At 42.4% G+C, this 3287-nt stretch carries 4 protein-coding genes and 1 pseudogene; 2 read left to right on the top strand and 3 right to left on the bottom strand.

Features of this window, described 5'->3' with window-relative positions:
* Positions 1-211, top strand: a pseudogene (locus tag QZY09_RS12250) (DNA polymerase III subunit gamma/tau); the annotation flags it as partial.
* A gap of 130 nt (positions 212-341) precedes the next feature.
* Positions 342-1361: a sterol desaturase family protein gene (locus QZY09_RS12245; RefSeq protein WP_295672768.1), complete on the top strand. Its 1020-nt coding sequence runs from the start codon at positions 342-344 to the stop codon at positions 1359-1361.
* Between the two features lie 47 nt (positions 1362-1408).
* Here QZY09_RS12245 and QZY09_RS12240 read toward each other — a convergent pair whose 3' ends face one another.
* The 3 genes from QZY09_RS12240 to QZY09_RS12230 are packed head-to-tail and all read right to left on the bottom strand — an operon-like array spanning position 1409 to position 3247.
* Positions 1409-2725 (bottom strand): gluconate:H+ symporter, encoded by a 1317-nt coding sequence (locus QZY09_RS12240; protein WP_295672767.1) that lies wholly within the window; start codon positions 2723-2725, stop codon positions 1409-1411.
* A gap of 19 nt (positions 2726-2744) precedes the next feature.
* Positions 2745-3038, bottom strand: coding sequence for a type II toxin-antitoxin system RelE/ParE family toxin (locus tag QZY09_RS12235; RefSeq protein WP_295672766.1), 294 nt, complete (start codon positions 3036-3038; stop codon positions 2745-2747).
* Positions 3035-3247, bottom strand: coding sequence for a hypothetical protein (locus QZY09_RS12230; protein WP_295672764.1), 213 nt, complete (start codon positions 3245-3247; stop codon positions 3035-3037). The genes QZY09_RS12235 and QZY09_RS12230 overlap by 4 nt, the downstream gene beginning before the upstream one ends.
* Positions 3248-3287 lie beyond the last annotated feature (40 nt).

Raw genomic sequence — 3287 nt, 5'->3', positions numbered from 1 at the left:
TCAGGAAAGTACCTTCCGTGATGAACGGCCCAACCTGTTGAATTTTTTACGGACCACATTGAGGAATTTTAACATTGAAGTTACCGCAAGGATTGATGAAAAAGAGGTGGTTAAACGCCCCTACACCGCTATCGAAAAATTCCAGTACATGGCTCAAAAAAATCCGGCGATGATGGATTTAAAAAATAAGTTTAATTTAGATTTTGATTAGGGCGGCGTCGATAGACCATGGATTATAGGCCATAGCCGTTTTGGGATATATTCCACTATGGGGATCGTTGATTTTGAAAGTGTTTTGCCATGGACTATGGACAATCCACCATGGACTTAAATCTATAAATATGGAGTTTTTAAAAGCGATATGGAATGAATTTACCGGCTTCTTCGGCTTCGGGAATCTCATTGATATTTTAAAGTCGGGTAAGTACGACCAATTACTTACCTACCAGGGAATTACCGCTGTTTTAGGGCCGCTGACTCCGTTTTTGCTGATCGTCGAGATCATCAGGGCCGCATTCTACAAACGGTTTAAAGTGATCGATTATAAAATTTCATTTTTTACCTATGTCCTTAATGCTTTTGTAGGCCGCGTATTGTCATTTGCTATGGTGGGCATTTGTATCGGGCTTTTCGAAAAGTATGCTATCATTAAAACTTCATTTACCTGGTATTGGTTTGTTTTTGGTTATGTGATTTGGGAGTTCGCCCATTTTATTTATCACTACCTTGCCCATAAGGTGCGTATATTGTGGTGCCTGCATTCTACCCATCATGCCCCGGCTTCCATGAATTTGTCGGTTACCTATGCACACTTCTTTTTGGAGGGCCCTTATGCCGATATTATCCGTACCACCATTTGTATTTTGCTGGGTGTAAACCCCGCCATATTGTTTGTAATCATGTTTATTGATGGTACCTGGGGCGCATTGATCCATATCGGCGAAAACCTGGTAAAGGATGCCCGCTTTGGGTTTTTAGGGAAAATAATCCTGACGCCCTCATTTCACCGTGTACATCATGCCAAAAATCCCCTTTATATGGACACCAATTTTTGTAACCTTTTAAATATATGGGATAGGGTATTTGGCACCTACCAGCCGGAAGACAGGGCAATCCCGATTGAATACGGCATTACCCGCCCGATGAAACCGCATAGTTTTCTGGATGCTTATTTTGGTGAGGTAGTTGCGCTTGCAAAAGATGTTGCCAAGGCCCCGGGAATAAAAAATAAGTTTTTTTACATCTTTATGCCCCCCGGCTGGAGCCATACCGGTGATCATAAAATGTCCAGCATCGTGCGGAAGAAATATTTCGAGGAAGAACAAAATGCCAAACTGCGGCCTGAAGTAATAAAAAACTGAGTAATCCTCATCAATTTTCTACCATGAACTATCAACCATGAACTAACTTACACAACCAGGTTCAATACCAAAACCCCAATCAAACCAACCACGGAAACAATGGTTTCCATTGCAGACCACGATTTAATGGTGTCTTTTATTGATAGATTAAAATACTCTTTAAATAACCAAAATCCCCCGTCGTTTACATGAGAAAAGGCCAGACTGCCCGCGCCGATGGATAAAACCATAAGGTTAGGGTTAATACTGTGATCGCGTAAAACCATCGAAGAGACAATTCCGGCAGCCGTAAGTCCTGCAACGGTGGCAGAGCCTAAACTGACCCGGATGATAGCTGCAATCAACCAGCCTAAAACCAGTGGCTGCAAGTTGAGGGTTTGCAGCGCGTTAGAAATTTGGGTGCTGACGCCGCTATCAGTTAGCACCTGTTTAAATGCACCTGAACCCGCAATGATCAGCAGGATCAATGAAATATCTTTAACTGCTTCGCCATAAATTTCGCCCAGGTGTTTCATTGTTTTGCCCTGGCTCAGGCCCAGGGTGTAGCTGCCGACAATAATAGAGATCAGCATAACAATGGGCGCATCGCCTATAAAGGCAATAAATTTATGCGTGCTGCCGGCGGATTTATCAATATTGAGATATAATGTCGTCGCCATCAACAGGATCACAGGTAACAAGGCCGTAAAAAAACTTTTTCCCGATCCGGGCAGCTGATCTGCCGGGATTTCTTTGGCGATAAATGTTTCCAGCGGGGTTGAAGGGATCTTTTTTAATGTTTGTGCGAACACAGGCCCTGCCAGTATCACTGCAGGTATAGCAACCAAAAGTCCATAAAACAAAGTTTTACCCATATCAGCATGGAAAATTAATACCAGCGCGGAAGGTGAGGGGTGGGGCGGTAAAAAGCCATGGGTAACCGATAAAGCGGCCAGCATAGGCAGGCCGATATAAACCGCCGGTAATTTGTATTTATAAGTTACCGAAAATATCAGCGGCACCACCAGCACAAAGCCCGTGTTGTAAAACAGGGGTATGCCGATAATAAAACCTACTATTAATAAGGCCCACTGGATATGTTTAACCCCAAAAGCATTCACCAAAACATCAGCAATTTTTTGAGCCGCGCCGCTTTCTGCAACCAGTTTACCCAGCATAGCGCCCAGACAGATAATAATGGTGATGGAACCCAACGTATCGCCCAGGCCTTTTTGCACCGATGTGGTAACTTTACCTAAGGGGATGCCAAGCAATAACCCGGCTGCAATAGAAACAATGAGGAATGCCAAAAAAGGGTTCAGTTTTGCCCAGCTTACTAAAAGTACCAGCAGGATAATGCAGAAAAAGATGGTTAACAGGGCCATAATGGGGTTATATATCAGGTTAGCCCGTAAATATAGAATCCTGGCGGTTATCCCAGAAAAATAAAATTAAAATTTCATTTTCGTGGATCTCGTAATAGAATGAAGTCTGTTTGGAAATTAAGCCTTTTCGAGCAGTTTCCTCAATTGATGAGACTTTATACATGTACGGGTTTTCAGCCGTCAATTTAAGAACTTTATCAACACGCATTAAGAATTTATCGGCCTGCCTGGATCCCCATTCGCCTGCAATATAATTTTTGATCGATAAAAGGATTTCTAAAGCATCATCAGTAAAAATGACGCTGCGACTCATCGGGCAGCAAGAATTTTTTTCACCTCTTCATAGGTTTTGGTCTCACCGTTCCTGGCTTGTTCCTGGCTTTTTTTAATGCCGGCCTTAACACGTTCAGGTAAAGTCGTCCAAAAATCCGGTTCTTCTTCCACAATAGACGCATTTGCCGCTTTTACGACTTCGTAAAAAAGATTTTTGTATTTTTCATCAAGGTCTATTACCAGTCTCATTGTATCATTCTTTAATAACAAAGTTAACTTTTTTTAAAAG

Origin of the sequence: uncultured Mucilaginibacter sp. (assembly GCF_903913935.1) — a bacterium.
GTDB lineage: Bacteria > Bacteroidota > Bacteroidia > Sphingobacteriales > Sphingobacteriaceae > Mucilaginibacter.
This window is presented reverse-complemented; position numbering and strand designations above follow the sequence as displayed.